15 protein-coding genes are annotated in these 16,085 nt (G+C 60.4%); 11 read left to right on the forward strand and 4 right to left on the reverse strand.

The features are described 5' to 3' along the window. Positions 1-14 precede the first annotated feature (14 nt). Positions 15-1,181 (reverse strand): amidohydrolase family protein, encoded by a 1,167-nt coding sequence (locus OQE56_RS02525; RefSeq protein WP_267221212.1) that lies wholly within the window; start codon positions 1,179-1,181, stop codon positions 15-17. 288 nt (positions 1,182-1,469) lie between these two features. Between OQE56_RS02525 and OQE56_RS02530 the strand changes: the two genes are divergently transcribed. The 3 genes from OQE56_RS02530 to OQE56_RS02540 all read left to right on the forward strand — a co-directional run bounded on the left by OQE56_RS02530 (position 1,470) and on the right by OQE56_RS02540 (position 4,517). Beyond that, positions 1,470-2,711, forward strand: a complete 1,242-nt coding sequence (locus tag OQE56_RS02530; RefSeq protein ID WP_267221214.1) for a molybdopterin-dependent oxidoreductase — start codon at positions 1,470-1,472, stop codon at positions 2,709-2,711. A 1-nt stretch (position 2,712) separates the two neighbouring features. Further along, complete coding sequence (locus OQE56_RS02535; RefSeq protein WP_267221217.1) at positions 2,713-3,063, forward strand: hypothetical protein; 351 nt, start codon at positions 2,713-2,715, stop codon at positions 3,061-3,063. A 74-nt stretch (positions 3,064-3,137) separates the two neighbouring features. Then, positions 3,138-4,517, forward strand: a complete 1,380-nt coding sequence (locus OQE56_RS02540) for an FAD-containing oxidoreductase (protein WP_267221220.1) — start codon at positions 3,138-3,140, stop codon at positions 4,515-4,517. A gap of 99 nt (positions 4,518-4,616) precedes the next feature. Here OQE56_RS02540 and OQE56_RS02545 read toward each other — a convergent pair whose 3' ends face one another. Both OQE56_RS02545 and OQE56_RS02550 read right to left on the reverse strand, forming a co-directional pair. After that, entirely contained in the window at positions 4,617-5,654 is a 1,038-nt protein-coding gene (locus tag OQE56_RS02545; protein ID WP_267221222.1) for an alpha/beta hydrolase, read from the reverse strand. A gap of 203 nt (positions 5,655-5,857) precedes the next feature. Continuing rightward, positions 5,858-6,841 (reverse strand): GlxA family transcriptional regulator, encoded by a 984-nt coding sequence (locus tag OQE56_RS02550; protein WP_267221224.1) that lies wholly within the window; start codon positions 6,839-6,841, stop codon positions 5,858-5,860. Positions 6,842-7,248: 407 nt separating this feature from the next. Between OQE56_RS02550 and OQE56_RS02555 the strand changes: the two genes are divergently transcribed. Together OQE56_RS02555 and OQE56_RS02560 are read left to right on the forward strand one after the other, a co-directional pair. Beyond that, a complete protein-coding gene (locus OQE56_RS02555) occupies positions 7,249-7,659 on the forward strand; it encodes a nuclear transport factor 2 family protein (protein ID WP_267221226.1) in 411 nt (136 codons plus the stop codon). Then, positions 7,656-8,270 (forward strand): LysE family translocator, encoded by a 615-nt coding sequence (locus OQE56_RS02560; protein ID WP_267221228.1) that lies wholly within the window; start codon positions 7,656-7,658, stop codon positions 8,268-8,270. The genes OQE56_RS02555 and OQE56_RS02560 overlap by 4 nt, the downstream gene beginning before the upstream one ends. Here the strand turns inward: OQE56_RS02560 and OQE56_RS02565 are convergent. Further along, the gene (locus OQE56_RS02565; protein ID WP_267221231.1) at positions 8,254-8,751 is read right to left on the reverse strand and encodes a hypothetical protein; all 498 of its coding nucleotides are present in this window, start codon (positions 8,749-8,751) and stop codon (positions 8,254-8,256) included. The two genes, OQE56_RS02560 and OQE56_RS02565, sit on opposite strands and share 17 nt — an antisense overlap. 158 nt (positions 8,752-8,909) lie before the next feature. Here OQE56_RS02565 and OQE56_RS02570 point away from each other — a divergent pair, with 158 nt between their 5' ends. The 6 genes from OQE56_RS02570 to OQE56_RS02595 all read left to right on the forward strand — a co-directional run bounded on the left by OQE56_RS02570 (position 8,910) and on the right by OQE56_RS02595 (position 16,061). Then, positions 8,910-10,001, forward strand: coding sequence for a sensor histidine kinase (locus OQE56_RS02570; protein WP_267221233.1), 1,092 nt, complete (start codon positions 8,910-8,912; stop codon positions 9,999-10,001). Between the two features lie 12 nt (positions 10,002-10,013). Then, positions 10,014-10,778, forward strand: coding sequence for a LytR/AlgR family response regulator transcription factor (locus OQE56_RS02575; protein WP_267221235.1), 765 nt, complete (start codon positions 10,014-10,016; stop codon positions 10,776-10,778). Between the two features lie 384 nt (positions 10,779-11,162). After that, positions 11,163-11,600, forward strand: a complete 438-nt coding sequence (locus OQE56_RS02580) for a universal stress protein (protein WP_267221237.1) — start codon at positions 11,163-11,165, stop codon at positions 11,598-11,600. Between the two features lie 502 nt (positions 11,601-12,102). Then, positions 12,103-13,413, forward strand: coding sequence for a putrescine-ornithine antiporter (gene potE / locus OQE56_RS02585; RefSeq protein WP_267221876.1), 1,311 nt, complete (start codon positions 12,103-12,105; stop codon positions 13,411-13,413). A 37-nt stretch (positions 13,414-13,450) separates the two neighbouring features. Beyond that, positions 13,451-14,389 (forward strand): amino acid ABC transporter substrate-binding protein, encoded by a 939-nt coding sequence (locus OQE56_RS02590; RefSeq protein WP_267221239.1) that lies wholly within the window; start codon positions 13,451-13,453, stop codon positions 14,387-14,389. Between the two features lie 193 nt (positions 14,390-14,582). After that, the gene (locus OQE56_RS02595) at positions 14,583-16,061 is read left to right on the forward strand and encodes a DcaP family trimeric outer membrane transporter (RefSeq protein WP_267221241.1); all 1,479 of its coding nucleotides are present in this window, start codon (positions 14,583-14,585) and stop codon (positions 16,059-16,061) included. The last annotated feature ends 24 nt before the right edge of the window (positions 16,062-16,085 follow it).

Consider the following 16,085-nt stretch of genomic DNA (forward strand, 5'->3'; position numbering starts at 1 on the left):
CTCCCGCCATCAGTTCAGGGGCTCCAGAACTCACCCCGCCGTACGATGGTGCGTTCGGTGGAAGCGCCCGCCACGGCAGCAGCGCCATTGGGCGCATTCACCACCAGAAAATTGGCTTCGCAACCCACGGTCAGTCCGTAGTCCGTCTTGCCAATCACCGCCGCGCCGGCGTGGGTTGCCATGTCCAGCGCCACCCGCAGTTCTTCATCGGTGTAAAACCCGGAGCGGTAACCGATCATCATGGCGCGTTGAAGCATGTCGCCGTTGCCGTAGGGCCACCATGCATCGCGGATATTGTCGTTGCCCGCAAATACGCGCACGCCCGCCGCGCGAAGCCGCAGAACAGGAGGGAAGGGGCGATCGCCGGGCGCATTGGTCATGATGGAAACGCCGGCTGTCGACAATACGTGTGCCGTGCGTTCTACGACATCGGTGGGTACTTCGCCAAGTGCGTAGGCGTGACTGACGGCGACGCGGCCCTGCATGCCCAACGCGCGCGTGCGTTCCGCTATGCGAAGAAGCTGTTCGATGCCTTGTTCGGCCGGTTCGTGCAGGTGGATATCGATCTTGACGCCGCGATGCTCGGCGATGCCGAAAACGATGTCGAGCTGGGTGTCCGCATCGCCATCGAACGTTGTGGGGTCGATACCACCGATAACGCTGGCGCCTGCCTCCATCGCTGCGTCGAGGATCGCTGCGGTTCCCATACACGAGACCACGCCACCCTGCGGAAACGCGACGAGTTCGATGTCGACCACGTCCCGCCACTTTTCGCGGGCGGTCATGACGGCATGGAGATGGGAGAGGCCTGTGGTGGCGTCTACATCGACGTGGCAGCGCATGGCCATGGTGCCAAAAGACACCGCCTGGGCGATCAGTGCGTCGGCGCGCTCCGCCATGGGGCGCGCGTTGGCAAGCGCTTGCTTCTCGGCGGCAAGTCGCTCGCGCAGCGTCGTCGCAGGCACGTGAGAACGCCAACGATCGCCCACAAAACTTTTGTCCAGATGGATATGCCCGTCGACAAGTCCGGGCAAAACCAGGTGTCCCTTCAGGTCGATGACTTCGGCGGCGAGAGAGGACTCACAATGGGCAGCGATCTCGACAAAGCGCCCGTTCTGCACGGCAAGGCACAGCGGGTTGCCGTGCACGTCCACGGCGTTCTCAAAGAGTTGGTCAAACACGCTACGTATCCAGTCAGGGCGATGGCCAGGCGAGTAACGCAACGCTGGCCGGTTGCTGGCACCGCATGGCGTGGTACAGCCAATGCTTCACCCTAGACGACGGATCGCTCATTCACCAATTAAATGATCCGATGGACTCTATTCGGCAAATGAATGGACGGTGCAGCGCGGGATTATTCACGCGCTCTGAACGAGCGAAAGCAGCTACTAGAAATGTTGCCTGCAGCGGGATCGACCGGGTGAAGAGGCACCTGAGCTGCGGCTGGTCATGAGCCAGAGGGGGCTGTGATGTTGCAGAAGTGGAACAGCAACGATATATCCCGGCGTCGATTCCTGCAGATCGCCGGCCTGGCAGGTTCGATTGGCGCGCTGGGCGGTGCCCGGGCCTTTGGCGCGGAGCCTTCGACCTTCCGCTTACCCTTCGCAAACGGGGAGCGCGAGCTCAGTCGGGCGTTCCCTCAAAAGGGTGAAATGATTCTGCTTAGAACGCGCCCGCCATTGCTGGAGACGCCGTTCGATGTCTTTGATCAGGGTGTATTTACCCCCAATAATCGGTTCTTTGTGCGTTGGCATCTCGCCTACATTCCCACCCAGATTGATGCAGCAAGTTTCCGTCTCGTGGTGCGCGGCAAGGTCGGCAAGACGTTGTCGCTCAGCGTCGAGCAGTTGATGAAGGAGTTCGAGCCGGTGGAGCTCGCCGCTGTTAACCAGTGCTCCGGCAACTCCAGAGGTCTTTTCAATCCGCGGGTCGCTGGTGGGCAGTGGGCGAATGGCGCCATGGGGTGCGCACGATGGACCGGCGTGCGCCTGAAAGACATTCTGGATCGGGCGGGCGTGGATGCTGGCGCCGTGCAGGTGCGCTTCAACGGTCTCGACAGTGGCGTCGTTCCGGCTACGCCCGATTTCATCAAGTCGTTGGATATCGATCACGCGAGAGATGGCGAGGTCATGGTGGCCTATGGCATGAACGGTGAGCAGCTTCCCTTGCTCAACGGCTTTCCGTTGCGGCTGGTGGTACCCGGTTGGTACTCCACGTACTGGGTGAAGATGCTTAGCGACATCGAGGTGCTGGACAAGCCCGACGATAACTTCTGGATGGCTAAGGCCTACCTCATTCCAGATACGCCGCATGCGAATGTTGTGCCGGGGCAAACCGGATACAAAGGTGTGCCCATCAACCGCATGGTGCCCCGCTCGTTCTTTACCAACCTGCGGGACGGCGATGCGGTGCTGTCTGGCCATGCGGTGCAGATGCGCGGCATCGCCTTTGGCGGCGATACGGGCGTGGCGAAAGTGCTCTGGTCAAACGATGGTGGCAGTCACTGGAAAGAAGCCGAGCTTGAAAAAGACTATGGCAAGTACAGCTTCCGTCGCTGGCATGCCCATTACACGCCAAAAGCCCGGGGCGAAGACACGCTCATGGTCAAAGCGATCAATAGCAACGGTGTTGAGCAGCCCGCCGCCGCCAACTGGAATCCCGGCGGCTTCATGCGCAACGAGATCGAATCGGTCAAGGTACGGGTTGGCTGATATGAACCGCACACAGACATGTTGCGCTTTAGTGGTCCTGACCTCGATGGGGCTTGGCCTGGTCTGGGCACAGTCGCCTCACACCACCGCCATCGCGATTCACTCAGTTTCCGTTGATATGCCCGCCAGCGATACGGTGTTTCCACCGGGACCCGGCTCGGATCTGGCTGGTAAATGCCTCATCTGTCATTCGGCAGGCATGGTTCTGAAGCAACCCGCGCTTACCCAGGCGGAGTGGAAGGCGGAGATCAACAAGATGAGAACCGTGTACGGGGCGCCCATTGAAGACAGTGACGTCGATGCGCTGAGCGTCTACATGAGCAAGGTGAACGCGGATCAGCAAGCCAAATGAGGGATGCGCGGCACTGATCCGGCTGGTTTCATTGCGAAAACCGGTTTTCCCCACGCTACCCCGAGGTGCGCTTGATGACCCTGCGTTTTGATGCCGTAGTCGTAGGAGCGGGGCAGGCGGGCCCGTCTTTAGCTGATCGGCTGGGACGATCCGGTCGCAAGGTGGCCGTCATCGAGCGAAAGCAAGTGGGTGGCACTTGCGTCAATACAGGGTGTATCCCCACCAAGTCCATGGTGGCGAGTGCCTACGTTGCTCATATGGCACGCCGCGCCGCAGAGTATGGCGTGCAGGCGGAAGGCTCCATCCAGGTCAATATGGAGCACGTGTGGGAACGCACGCGAGGCATTTCCGAGCGCTCGCGAACCGGTGTGGAGAAGTGGCTGGAAGGCATGCCAAACGTCAGCCTGTTGCGTGGCCATGCTTCGTTTGAGTCGCCGCGCCATCTGCGCGTGGGTGATGCGCTGATCGAAACGAACGAGGTTTTTCTCAATGTGGGAGGTCGTGCGGCGGCGCCTGATTTCCCGGGTGCGGACGCCGTGCCCTATCTCACCAACGTGGGCGTCATGGACCTGCGTGAACTTCCTCGTCATCTCGTGATCGTCGGTGGCAGTTATATCGGGCTGGAATTTGGTCAGATGTTTCGCCGGTACGGTGCAGAGGTGACCATTGTCGAGCGCAGTCCGCGCCTGCTCCCTCGCGAAGATCCTGAGGTGTCGGCTGCCGTGGTCGATATCCTGCAGAGAGAAGGTATCGGGCTTCACCTTGGGGCCGAGTGCATTGAGCTGCAGGGCAGGGCGGGCGACGTTGGCGTTATTGCCAAATGCGCCAAGCCGCGCATGGAGGTGAGGGGTACACACCTTCTGATGGCGATTGGTCGTCGGCCTAACACCGATACGCTGGGCCTGGACAAGGCCGGCGTGCTAACGGATGAGCGTGGCTATATCGTCGTCGACGATCAGTGCCGTACCAACGTCAAGGGCATCTGGGCGATGGGTGACTGCAATGGCAAGGGCGCATTCACTCACACCTCCTACAACGATTTCGAAATCGTTGCCGCCAACGTAATCGATAACGAGCCGCGGCGTATCTCGGATCGCATTCCGGCCTACGCGCTGTTCGTTGATCCGCCATTGGCGCGTGTCGGGCTTACCGAGCAGGAAGCCGTACGAGAGGGGCGCGATATTCTGGTCGGCGTCCGGCCGATGACTCGCGTAGGGCGTGCGGTGGAGCGCGGAGAGTCGCTTGGCTTTATCAAGGTCATCGTAGAGAAAGGCAGTGGACAACTACTTGGCGCCGCGATTCTTGGCGTCAATGGCGACGAAGCCATTCATAGTCTGCTCGACACCATGTACGCCAAGGCACCGTTTTCCACCGTAACGCACGCCGTGCACATCCATCCCACAGTGTCAGAACTGTTGCCCACGGTGCTGCAAGATTTGAAAGCCCCGGGATAGTTGCCCTCCAGCTCAATGGAAGGGCTTCCGCCGAAAGCCCGCGTAAGGGCGTACATCGCCCGTATTTCATGGCGCAGTGGGTTGCGGCGCTAGCCTTGATCAACGTCGGCCATGGCTGCGCGAGCCGTATGAAATGAATGCCTCGTAGGCAGCATCCAGCTCGGTAGGGCCATTGATTTTCGGGTAGGCCGCATGGTTCGTAGCGATGGCTGTCGGCCGTTCGCAGAAGAAAGCGAGCGCCTGATCCACGACCGACGATTCGCGCAGTATGCGTCTGTGCCCAAGGCCTTGCGTCACCACAAGGGTTGCCGAAGGCCAAGAGTTCGCCAGTGCAGACGACTGCGCCATGGGCACGTCGTTGTCTTGCTCGTCATGGATGATGAGCAAGCGCCGCCATTTATGCTCATCTTCAAGCGTGGTGATGTCCAGGTAGGACCAGGGGTGACCCAGCCAGCGCTCCACTCCTTGCCGGAATATCTCCGTAACCTCGCTCGTGGTGCCGATCATGCGCGCAAAGTCGTCAACCGCGTTGAGCGGTTGCGCGAATGGCGCGACGAACACCATATGCCCGGGCGCCTTCCACCCGGCACGCATGGCGAGTGACACCGCGGTGCAACCGCCCGAATGGGCGATGATGCCGGCGAGAGTCGATTCGCGCTCGGCCACTGCTTGAAGTGCATCGGCAAATTCAAAGAACGTCACGCGCCGGCCGCCATGACGGCCGGCGGCAGACGCGCCATGTGCGGGAGCGTCGAAGGCAACCACGCGAAAGCCAGCCTGGCGCAGGGGTGCAACGAAAGCGCTCATCTGGCCAGCGTGACCACCCCAGCCATGTAGCAGCACGACCGTGGGCCCTCCATCACCCCAGGACCAGCTGACCACGCGCCGCCCGTGTACTTCGAATGACGTACGCACGCCACTGCTCAGTATGGCTTGCTCTGCCGCGCGGGGTTTTCGTCGCGGCGCTGCGAACCAGAGGCGGTCCATCAACAGGGCCGCATAGGAGGGCTTGGTGGCTCCGAGCAGTCGCATGCCTACACGCAACAAGCGCAGCTTATGGCTGGGCATGATCCAGGCGGGCGTTCCGGATTGGCCCGCGGCTACGCCTGACGGACGGGACGAAATCAATGCGTTCATCGTGCTCTTCAGAGAAGTTCAGGCAGTCCTCGGATGCGCGGCCCATGGCATGGGCACGCGCATGGCGCAGAACAACCTTTCGGTCATTCATGGCGTGGGATGCTAACAATCCGCGCCGATGGCTTGACCGGGCGCGATGGCCAGAATGATGTGCGAGTCCGCCAACGGATGAAGACCTGGATGGCTCCGGATCGCTGATGGCATCAAAACACTGCGATGTCGGCAACCTTAAAGCGCTTGCGAAATGCGGCCGGGGTCAGATGCGTTCGACGTGTAAACAGTCGCGAGAACGTAGCTACATCGATATAGCCCACTTCGGCTGCCACCTGAGCAACGCTGAGCGTGGTTGTTTCCAATAGCAGCTTGGCCTTCTCCACGCGTAAGTCGTGGAGAAGCTCAAGTGGAGAGCATCCGGTCTCCGCGCGAACCTTGCGTAACAGCGTGCGGCTGGAGAGGTTGAAGGCGTCCGCGAGATCCTTCAGCCGGTAACGCTCAGCGATGCGCTGCTCCAGCCATGCACTGACGGCGCGCGCCAGTGACTCGCGGCGCCTGTGACTCAGGCGGTGATCCAGATAGTGCGCCTGACTGCGGGGGTTGTGATCGATAAGGCTGAACCGGCCAACGGCACGAGCCAGGCTGGTGCCTGCGCAGTCACGAATGAGTTGAAGGGCAAGGTCGCCATAGGCGGTGAATGCACCGGAGGTGATGATCTCGTCGGCGCGGACCAGCACGGCGTCAGGTATCACCTCTACGTTTGGATAGCGACGCGCCATCTCTCCCGCGAGTGCCCATGCGGTAGTCGCCTGGCGCCCGTCCAGGACGCCCGAGTCGGCCAATAGCAGGCTTCCCCCGCAAATAGAGGCCACTTTGCGTTGTTCGGCTGCGCGACGAATGAGAGCCTTCTCGTCTTCAAGGCCGGCAAGCGCCGTCGTAATGTCGTCGCCGCTGTTGAAATCAAACGCTGGCACCACCAGCAGATCGAACGCCGTGGGTGCGCCGACGGACAAGTAAGCGCCACCCGCGAGGCGAACCTGGCCGGCACGTGTGCCGATGATCGATACCGAGAAGGGCGCCGGTGCATCCGGTGCGCGAAGCGCGCTGATGCGGTTGGCCACAAGCAGGACGTCCGACAAGCCAAGGACCTCGGCACCCATGCACCCGTCATAGGCAAGAATGGCGACGCGCACGATGGCCTTCCTCGATGGTCAGATGTGTCAAGCGTGGCGAATTCGCCCTGTACGTCAAGCGCCTCGCTAGTGCGAGCGCGTCATGGCGATGCGCTCCGTGCGGGAATTTACCAATCAATTCAGTCCACTGTGATTGGCCGGGACGATAGGGCGGACGGGCTGCTGGCGTTACAGGCAGCAAGATTGGCGGGATTGCACACGTGATGCGCCTCCGCCTGGCGGGATTACCCCCTCGTTCTGTCGCTATGGGCAAGTGACGGGGGTGCATGGCCAACCTACGCTGTGGCGCCATCGGGTCGACGTTTGATTCGGCCCTTTTGTTCTCGCGCCTGGAGCGCTGCTTGCGGCTCTTGCCCTGAAACAAGCCGAAAGGGCGCCAGACACAGTCCAGCCATGAGGAAACCACCATGCCCGATCGTCGTGTCGTTAGTGATTTCGTCGCTTTAGTGGAAAGCGGGGAATACGTCGAAGCCATACAGCGCTTCTACCATCCCGAAGCGGTTGTCTGGGAAAACCAGCGGCAATCGCGAGTCGGCCTCGATGCGCTGATCGAGAACGAGCAGCGCGTATTGAGTGCGTTCACCACCGTCACCGGACGTGCTGCGTCGGTGATCGTTGAAGGTGACGATGTGGTCATTAGCTGGCAATTCGATTTCTTCAGGGGCGGCGCCCATGTGTTGCTCGAAGAGGTGGCCATGCAGCAGTGGGTCGGCGGAAAGATCATGCACGAGCGCTTCTACTATGACCCCAGCCAGATGCAACCCGCTTCCGGCCAGGCTATCGACCAAGGCAGTACGCAGAAGGTAGCCGTGCCATGAGTATCGTTTTTCTGCTTACGTCACTGTTGGTCGTCGCATCACCCGGGACGGGCGCCATTTTCACCATCTCCGCCGGTCTTTCGCGTGGCGCACGCGCTGGGCTTGTCGCAGCAACGGGTTGCACCCTGGGCATAATCCCGCACATGTTGGCCGCAACACTCGGCCTCGCGACGGTGTTTCGTACGAGCGCCATTGCCTTTGCTGCGCTCAAGATTCTTGGCGCCGCCTACCTGCTGTACATGGCCTGGCAAACATTCCGGGATGTTCGTGCTCTGGAGGTAAGCGACTCCGGGCAGGCACCGGGTGCGGCCAGAATCATTACGTCTGCGGTGTTGATGAACCTCCTCAATCCGAAGCTTCCGATCTTCTTCTTAGCCTTTCTCCCCCAGTTCATTCCACTTGGCGACCCATCACCGGTGATGACGACCTTGGAGCTGAGTGCTGTCTTCATGGCGATGACCTGGGTGGTGTTTGTGCTTTATGGCTGCTTTGCGGCATCCATGCGGGCACACGTACTGTCGCGCCCTGCGGTACTGACATGGATGCGCCGGAGCTTCGCCGCATGTTTTGCGCTGCTCGGATTGCGGCTTCTTGTTAGTCAGCAGCGGTAGTCCCTGCAGCGTCGCCGAGAATTTGAATCGAGCGGCTTGTCATCCATGCCAGCGGCACGCCGACGAGCACGACGTGACTGAAAATCTGCTCGGCGAAGGTGGTGGCCGTGAAGTGTGGAAAGAGTGCCGGCCAGCGCAGGGGAAGCACGATCAGGTTCATCACTGCCCAGAGAACCAGTCCATAGAGCACGCCCGAGGTGATGGGACGTGCGGTGAGCCATGCGGTTCGTCTGGCGGCCGCAACATACACGGCCACCATCACGAACATGATGGCGAAATGAAGCAGCAAACCAACGATCAGCGCCGCTGGGCCGGCTTTCAGAGCGCCGGGCCAGGCCGCCGACGCAATACCTACGGGCACGGCAAGAGGGTTCTTGCCCGCGACAAGCGCATAGGTTGCTGCCGACAGCATGTCGAGCGTGCCCGCGATCAACGTTGCCCGGATAGCGAGGCTCCAGGGCTTTTCAAGTGTACGTTCCATGGTGTCGTTCTCTTTGCTATCAGGCTTATGGCGTTCTCCCAGGCAGTCGTTGCTTCTGGGGCTGCCATGAGGTTAGGCAAGCGGGTGTTACGGGCAAACCGGTTTTCGACAAGCGGACCGCTTTCGCCAGTCGAGTGGTTTTGGTGCGCCCTCCCTGAGTGCGTCAGCGCGAAGCAAATAACGCTATGACGATGAGCAGCGTCGAAGACGAACGTCCGCCGTTCTGGCCGATCCAGGTGGCCGGGTGGGTGGCCTATGGATTGGTGAGTACCTTGGGGGCGCTGCCCTATCGTCGCGCCTATCCTGTGGTCCTTTATTTCACAGGAACGACGATCGCGGCGTTTCTGGCCAGCTTTGTGATGTGGCTACTGTGCCGCTGCCTGATGGCGAGGCGTTGGTCGTGGTCGGGGGCCGTGGCAGCGATCCTCGCCTGTTCCTATGCACTTGGCGTCATCAGTTCCATGTGTGGCGCGAGCCTGGAGTTGCTCGCCGGTCATTCGGCGGTCGCCCGTGATTGGCGTGCCGCGGCCATCGCGGGCCTGGCCAATGCCTTCAGTCCAGCCATCATGTTGGTGGCATGGGGAGCGTTCTACTGGTCAACACAGCATTGGCAAGAAGTGAGATTGCGCGAGCAGCAGCTCATGCTGGCCAAGTCGTCTGCACGGGACGCGGAGCTGAAAGCGCTTCGCTACCAGATCACGCCGCACTTTCTCTTCAATACGCTCAACGGCATTTCTACGCTGGTGGGGGAGGGCGACACGCGATCCGCACGCCGCATGATTGCCCTGCTGGCGAACTTCCTTCGCTCAACCTTGGAGCCCGCTGCGCAAGGCGACGTGCGTGTGGCCGACGAGCTGACTCAGGTGCGGCAATACCTGGAGATCGAACAGGTTCGTTTAGGCCGGCGTATGGTGGCGTCCATCAGCTGTGATGACGCATCAAAAGATGCATTGGTGCCGCACCTGCTTCTGCAACCGCTTATCGAAAACGCTGTGCGTCACGGTATAGCGCCAAGCATGCAGGAGGGAAGGCTGTCGCTTGAGGTGCGCAGCCTCCATGGCAATGTGATCATATCGGTCTACAACAGCCTGCATGCGCAACAGCATGCCATTCGGGAATCCGCGGGGCTGGGTCTTGCGATGACCAGGGCCCGCCTCTCGGCGCGCTACCGCGACTTTCACTTTGCGGCATCCGCTGACGCGCCTGGCGGGTGGCTTGCCGTGATCCAGATTCCCCTGGTGACCGGGTAGAGGCTGGTGAACATGATCCGCGCCATGATCGTCGACGACGAGCCGCTGGCGCGTCGCGGCGTTCGCGTCTGTCTTGGTCGAGCTGCGGATGTCGCCGTCGTGGGTGAGGCCGACTCTGGCATGAAGGCGCTGAAGATGATTCAGTTGCTTCGTCCCGACGTGGTATTTCTCGATGTGCAAATGCCCGGTATGAACGGATTCGAGATGTTGTCGATGATCGAAGGCAGCGAGCGTCCCTTCATCGTCTTTCTCACTGCTTACGATGACTATGCCGTGAGCGCATTTGGCGTCCGTGCCGTGGACTACGTAATGAAGCCACTGGACGACGAGCGCTTCGACGATGCCCTTCGAACGGTGCGCCAGCGCTTGATGGATAGAAGGGCGCGAAATCAATGGAACCCTGCCGTCGCCGGTAAGGACGCTGGGGCGAAGTGGGAGGCGCGTCTAAAGAGCAGAAGCGGCGGAAAGACCATCTGGATAGACGTCGACGAGATCGACTGGATCGAGGCTAGTGGCGATTACGTTACCCTGCACGTGGGGCCGAGGCTTCATATGATTCATGCAAGTATGGACAGCATCGAGAGGCGTCTCGACCCTTGCCGCTTCGTACGCATACATCGATCCAGCATGGTCCCTCTGAACCGTGTTCATGGGCTTAGCCTGCTGCCTACGCGCGATGCGTTGATGACCTTGCGTGATGGCACGGAGCTCCGCGTCAGTCGCCGCTTCCGTCATCGGATAAGCCTTGATGGCTTTCGACCGATGTCATCGCCGTGACTCGTCTCTCCGCCGGAGGGGCTCTTTATCTGCATGACGGAGGATGGCGCCGACGTCCTCGATCAGATGCTACGGGCGGTCCGCGCCTGGCGGGTTAGTCCGGCACATCAACGGGCTTCTGTGGCCGTGTCAGGCAAGCGGGAGGCGCCCCAGGCGCACCGCTCGGATGCCGTGACCTTATGCATACCCTTCGCAAATGAACTGGCATGATGCCGCGCGCGTTGTGCCTTGTGGGTTCGTTCTTGGCGGGTGGAGCAGGGGCGGCACGCACGATCGCAACTCAGCGATGTCTTGCCTGGTGGCTGTCCAAGTGGCGATTTCGCTATGAAAGCCTGGCGAGCCAGTGTTTGAAGACCAATGTCTTGCTGACCTACGGTGAGTGACATGTTCAAGCATATTTTGCTGCCTACGGATGGCTCCGAACTCTCGCTCCGGGCCATCGACATAGGAATCGACGTCGCGGTCAAGTATGGCGCCCGCATTCTCGCGCTCCATGTCATCAAGCCGTCGCCGGCCGTCCAGCATCTTTCGGACACACTCGTGCTGCAGGAGGACGAAAGAGCTCTGAAGATCACGCGCAGAGCTTCCGCCTACCTTGACGAGGTTCGCCGGCGTGCGGAGGTGGCACATGTGGAGTGCCACGGTGCCTACGAATGTGACAAGCGCCCCTACATGGCCATTGTGACGGTGGCCCGAAGGCAGCAGTGCGATCTCATCGTCATGGGGTCGCACGTGCAAACGGGGACGGACCGGCTGCGGCGGGGAAGTCAGACCGCCAAGCTATTGGTGAGCACCAGCATTCCCGTACTCGTCTGCCGCTGAGGGCAGGGGGAAGCTTGCGTCATTTCCAATGACGCGCTTCTGTCTCTGTGAGGCAATGAAAGCGCCAGCCGATGGCAAAGCGTTTCAAAGCGCCAGAGCATGGTCTGAATCACTCGATCCGGTGCGCCATGGGGATGTGCGGCGTCAGCAAGACTGTGCTTATGTCGATCAGCGAAGCGCAACGATTACTTAAGTACATTTCACAAAACCTTCCGTTGAACAGGCGATAGTCCGCCGAAATAAGCGTGGAAGTATGAGCGGAAGGCGCCGTCGTTGCGTGCAGATGACACCCACGTCCTGGCGCGCACTTTACACATAATTTCACGCCGCTTTGAGCGGATCGCTTCTAGTCTCTGGCGAGGGTGTGACACCCGTGGGGTGGGGCTGCAGTTCGCAATGCTACGTGTCAGTCGTTTGATCGGCTGGTTGCGCATACCCGCGTAACCGATCACTTGAGCTCCGGATCTACGCACTGGAGGCACTGATGGACGGCTCGAAGAAGATGAGCATGATGCAGTTGACCGTGTTGGTAGCGGTCAACATGATGGGGTCGGGCATCATCATGCTGCCAGCCAACATGGCACAGGTCGGTGCGATCTCCTTGCTTTCATGGGTGGTCACCGCTTTCGGATCGATGGCTATCGCTTACGGTTTCGCCCAGGCGGGCCTGCTCAATCAGCGAGCGGGCGGTATGGCGGCGTACGCCGAGGATGCCTACGGCAAGGGCGGTTATTTCCTGACGTTCTTTCTGTACTTCCTGTCGTTGGCAATCGGTAACGTTGCCATCGCCATTTCTGCGGTGGGATATCTCGCAGCGTTCTTTCCCTGGCTGTCGTCCTCGCCGACATCCACATGCATTGGTGTGATTGGCCTGGTCTGGCTCACCACGGTCGCCAACTTCGGTGGCCCGCGCATTACGGGGCGCATCGGTTCAATCACCGTGTGGGGCGTGATTGTGCCTGTGGCAGGCCTGTCCATCATCGGCTGGTTCTGGTTCAAGAGCTCCACCTTCTCCGAGGCGTGGAACCCGCAGGGTCTGAGCCTCATGAAAGGCGTCGACTCCAGTATCTCTCTCACGCTGTGGGCATTCCTTGGCATGGAGTCTGCGGCGCAGAACTCCGATGCCGTGGAGAATCCCAAGCGGGATGTGCCCATGGCGTGCATGCTCGGTACGCTCGGCGCCGCCGTGGTCTACGTACTATCCACCACGGTGATTCAAGGAATCGTGCCTAATAAAGAACTGGCCGAATCCACCGGCCCGTTTGCACTGGCTTATTCGCAGATGTTCAGTCCCGCTGTCGGGTCAGTGATTCGAGCGCTGGCCATTCTCGCCTGCCTTGGTTCGTTGCTTGGCTGGCAGTTCACCATCGCCCAGACCGCTAAGACTGCTGCCGAAGATCGCCTGTTTCCGCGCTTCTTTGCCAAGGTCAACAAGGTGGCGGCGCCGATCATGGGCATGATCGTCATGGGCGTGGTGCAGACGCTGCTGGCGTTCTCTACGGCATCGCCAAGCCTGAGCAAGCAGTTCGCGGTGCTGGTTAATCTGGCGGTGGTGACCAACGTTATTCCTTACATCATCTCCCTGTCCGCGCTGATGTTCATGATGCGCAAGGCACAGGTGAGTGACCACACCTTCAAGCTCAATACGTTTGTAGTGACGGTGGCGATGCTGTACAGCACCTACGCCATCTACGCATCGGGCATGGAGGCCGTGTTGGGCGGAACCATCGTTCTGGCTCTCACCTTCGTGATCTACGGTTTCCTGGCTCCGCGGTTCCTTTCGCCGGCGGCGGCTGAACCGGTGCGCGGTTAGGGTACTCAGGCGACGCCTTGGCCTCAGGAGAGAAAACATGTCACGCATGAATGGTGTCGCAGTGCGCAAACATCTGCTTCGCTGGATGCTCTTGGCGGTGTTCCTGGTGCCTATGCAGGCTGCATGGGCACAGAGCGCATCGAGCACGATTGAACACATACGCGCGAGCGGCAAGATAACCTTGGGTTTCTACAACGAAGCGAAACCGTTTACCTACCAAACCTCATCCGGAACGCCGGATGGTTATGCCATCGCACTCTGTCGCGCCGTCGCAAGCGCCATCCAGAGCGAGTTGAGGCTGCCAACCCTGTCGACGCAGTTTGTCGCCGTCGACGCGGCCGAGCGCTTCAATGCCGTCAAGGAAGGGCGCGTCGATCTGCTGTGCGGCCCCTCTGTGCCTACATTGACTAACCGAGCCGACGTCAGCTTTTCCATTCCTATCCTCGGTAGCGGCACTGGCGTGATGGTGAGGAAGGATGCACCAGCCGCGTTCCGCGAACTGCTTGAAACGGGACAGACCGCGGGCCGCCCTGTTTGGCGTGGCTCCCCCATGTTGGCTGCCTTGCAGCAGCGGACGTTTTCGGTGATATCCGGATCGCTGCAAGAGCAGCTGCTGAAGACTCGTCGCGAGGAACTGAACGTCAATAGCGTTATATCGCTGGTTCCCGACCTGGCGACGGGCCTCAAGCAGCTGCAGGATGGCAAGTCCGATGCATTCGTGTCTGACCGTAACGTGTTGCTGAATCTCGCCAAGCAAGACACCAGCGGCGAACTTGTCGTGCTTAGCCGCGTTTTTGACTATGAGCCGCTGGCTCTGGCGATGAATCGCAACGACGCGGAGTTCCGTCTATTGGTGGACACGACCCTGAGCCAACTGTATCGCTCGGGCAAGATCAATGCGATTTACGAGCAGTACCTGGGTAAACCCGACAAGGCGACGCAGGACTGGTTCCGCAAGGCGGCTGTACCCGAGTAGCGAGCCAGGCATGGAAGCCCGCCTGCCCATGGGTTGCTGTTACTACGCACAGGTGATGAGTCCTTGAACGAGCTCTCGGGAAAGATCATCGATCGAAGGCTCGTCTGACCGGCAAATCCGGGGCAAGGGGTCCGAAAGTCAGCGAATTCGATCACGCGAAACCTCCTGTCAGCCCAATTCGAGGAGTGTTGTCATGTACGGAAAGAATTCCGGTTCCAAGCCGAGGAAAGCTCGCACGCTCGCGCCACTCCTGATATGTGGCCTTGCTGCGGCTAGTACGGGTCTGCATGCACAATCCTCTGAGACGACCGAGCTCAAGGCGCAACTTGAGCAGGTGAAGGCGCAGATGCAGGCGCAACAACAGGTGATGCAGAAGATGCAGTCGCGCCTGGAAGAGCTGGAAGCCAAGGAACGCGCGCAAGCCGCAGCAAAACCCGAGACCGCGCAGGCCGCACCGCTGATCAGTCCGGCCTCGGCGCCTGCGCCTTCGGGTCCCCCGGCATACCGACCGCCTTCTGCATTGGCGGGGGCGTCCGAGCCATTGCCCGAGGGGTATGTGCGGCTGGGGGATACGGGCAATCTGCTCAAGGTTGACCTCGTCGCACAGCTAGATGCGATGGTCGACAGCACCTACATGGGGGCGCCCGACTTGTTCGTGCCATCTTCCATTCCGGTGCGTGGCCAGCCGTTCTATGACAGCGGACGGCGTTCCGAAATGAGCGCCAAGCAGAGCATCTTCCGTATGGATTTCCGGCGCGAGACGGACTACGGCACGCTGAAGGTTGTCTACAAGAACAACTTCTTCGGCAGCGGTACCGGCGACATGCCCTACAACCTGCAAGCGTTCTATGGCGAGCTGGATAACGATCGCTACACGCTTCTTGCTGGCTACAACATTTCGGCATTCACCGACATCGACGTGTTCCCAAATACACTCGATTACGAGGGCCCGAACTCGTTCACCTTCAAGTACGGCCCGCAGATCCGCTTCTCGCCTGTGCTCTATCGCAGTGGCGAAAGCACGCTGACGCTGCCGATGTCGCTGGAGAAGCCGAACGCGGACATCACGGTTCCTGGCGTTCCGGTGCTCGAGCAGTACCAGACCTATTCGCGTCGCCCAGACATTACGCTCGGCCTGCGTTGGCAGGCGCCGGACTGGCACATTCAATGGGCCAACCTGTTCCGCGATCTGCGGGTGGAGAATGCCGAGGCGCGCACGCGCAGCACGTCGGGGTATGCGACGCAGCTCACCGGTACGACGAAGCTGTTCGAGCGCGACAGCGTCCAAGGTTGGGCCAGCTACGGCAAGGGCTACGCGAATTTCCTGCAGGACATCTCCGGGCTCGGACTGGATGCTGCCTTTAATACCAATGGCGACCTTCGCGCGATCCGCGCACGTGGCTACGGCGCGGGCTACACGCACGCATGGCTCGAGAACCTGACGTCCAGTCTCGCCTACGGCTACCTGCGCATCAGTCCGAAGTCCAATATGCTGATTGATTCGACGATGCCCAAGAGCACCAAGTTCGCCTCGCTCAACCTTGCCTGGCAGTTCAGTGAGCGCGCCATGTTCGGTGTGGAATATCTGTGGGGTCAAAACATCGATCTGACCGATGCGCGCGGTCAGGGGCAGCGCATTCAGACCACCCTGAGATATGACCTCAACCCCTGATGCCTGAGCGCCACCTGCGCTGAC

This window comes from Dyella silvae, from assembly GCF_026421305.1.
Taxonomy (GTDB): Bacteria; Pseudomonadota; Gammaproteobacteria; order Xanthomonadales; family Rhodanobacteraceae; genus Dyella; species Dyella silvae.

What these genes read in the sequence shown, in the direction of transcription:
- OQE56_RS02530 (WP_267221214.1), top strand. Translation starts at nt 1,470, where the DNA reads ATGTTGCAGAAGTGGAACAGCAACGATATATCCCGGCGTCGATTCCTG.
- OQE56_RS02535 (WP_267221217.1), top strand. Translation starts at nt 2,713, where the DNA reads ATGAACCGCACACAGACATGTTGCGCTTTAGTGGTCCTGACCTCGATG.
- OQE56_RS02540 (WP_267221220.1), top strand. Translation starts at nt 3,138, where the DNA reads ATGACCCTGCGTTTTGATGCCGTAGTCGTAGGAGCGGGGCAGGCGGGC.
- OQE56_RS02545 (WP_267221222.1), bottom strand. Translation starts at nt 5,654, where the DNA reads ATGAACGCATTGATTTCGTCCCGTCCGTCAGGCGTAGCCGCGGGCCAA.
- OQE56_RS02555 (WP_267221226.1), top strand. Translation starts at nt 7,249, where the DNA reads ATGCCCGATCGTCGTGTCGTTAGTGATTTCGTCGCTTTAGTGGAAAGC.
- OQE56_RS02560 (WP_267221228.1), top strand. Translation starts at nt 7,656, where the DNA reads ATGAGTATCGTTTTTCTGCTTACGTCACTGTTGGTCGTCGCATCACCC.
- OQE56_RS02565 (WP_267221231.1), bottom strand. Translation starts at nt 8,751, where the DNA reads ATGGAACGTACACTTGAAAAGCCCTGGAGCCTCGCTATCCGGGCAACG.
- OQE56_RS02575 (WP_267221235.1), top strand. Translation starts at nt 10,014, where the DNA reads ATGATCCGCGCCATGATCGTCGACGACGAGCCGCTGGCGCGTCGCGGC.
- OQE56_RS02580 (WP_267221237.1), top strand. Translation starts at nt 11,163, where the DNA reads ATGTTCAAGCATATTTTGCTGCCTACGGATGGCTCCGAACTCTCGCTC.
- potE (WP_267221876.1), top strand. Translation starts at nt 12,103, where the DNA reads ATGAGCATGATGCAGTTGACCGTGTTGGTAGCGGTCAACATGATGGGG.
- OQE56_RS02590 (WP_267221239.1), top strand. Translation starts at nt 13,451, where the DNA reads ATGTCACGCATGAATGGTGTCGCAGTGCGCAAACATCTGCTTCGCTGG.
- OQE56_RS02595 (WP_267221241.1), top strand. Translation starts at nt 14,583, where the DNA reads ATGTACGGAAAGAATTCCGGTTCCAAGCCGAGGAAAGCTCGCACGCTC.